This is a genomic window from Paenibacillus sp. EKM10P, from assembly GCF_011800655.1.
Classification (GTDB): domain Bacteria; phylum Bacillota; class Bacilli; order Paenibacillales; family Paenibacillaceae; genus Paenibacillus; species Paenibacillus polymyxa.
Genome location: NZ_JAALET010000130.1, coordinates 1 through 242 on the forward strand (window position 1 = coordinate 1; position 242 = coordinate 242).

Here is a 242-nt window from a genome sequence, read left to right on the forward strand (position 1 = left end):
AGCAAATTCTCAGCGTATGGGGAGATACAGCCGCCGAGTATCCAAGCGAGCAAACGATCCATGGTCTGTTTGAGACACAAACGGCGCACACACCAGAGCAGCCAGCGTTGTACTTCGAAGGAGAGCAACTGAGTTATCGCGAGCTGAATGAACGCGCGAATCGTCTGGCTCGTACCTTGCGCAGTCAAGGTGTGACGAAAGATCGTTTGGTGGGTCTGATGACCGAACGCTCGATAGACATG

Annotated in this window: 1 protein-coding gene; it reads left to right on the top strand. The window is 53.3% G+C overall.

Annotated elements, in window-relative coordinates; translation table 11 throughout:
• Positions 1-242 (top strand): AMP-binding protein (locus HFE01_RS26785; protein ID WP_167442932.1); only part of this gene is annotated, 242 nt, incomplete at both ends.